The sequence below is a fragment of the Streptomyces plumbidurans genome (assembly GCF_019857225.1).
GTDB lineage: Bacteria > Actinomycetota > Actinomycetes > Streptomycetales > Streptomycetaceae > Streptomyces > Streptomyces plumbidurans.
Genome location: NZ_JAFJSY010000150.1, coordinates 1 through 284, shown reverse-complemented (window position 1 = coordinate 284; position 284 = coordinate 1). Strand labels below are relative to the sequence as shown.

Annotated in this window: 1 protein-coding gene; it reads left to right on the top strand. The window is 71.5% G+C overall.

The genetic code is table 11. The annotated features are described in order from the left end of the window. Positions 1–234 (top strand): DUF6510 family protein (locus JYK17_RS39980; RefSeq protein WP_222812304.1); only part of this gene is annotated, 234 nt, incomplete at its 5' end. Positions 235–284 lie beyond the last annotated feature (50 nt).

Sequence of the window (284 nt, the reverse complement as noted above, 5' to 3'; positions counted from 1 at the left end):
GCCGGACCCCTCGCCGAGATCTTCTCCGTGGACCTGACCGCCGCGACCAGCCGGTGCGCGCACTGCGGTCGCACCGGGCCCGTCGCCGGACTTCGCGTCTACACGCAGGCCCCGGGGCTGGTCGCCAGGTGCCAGGGCTGCGGGGAGGTGATGATCCGCCTGGTGAGCACGGTGGGCACGAGCTGGCTCGACATGCGCGGCGTCACCGTACTGTCGATCCCCATGGGGGACTGACCCGCTCCGGTCAGAGGGCACTCTCAGGAGGAGGACAGCCGCAGGATTCC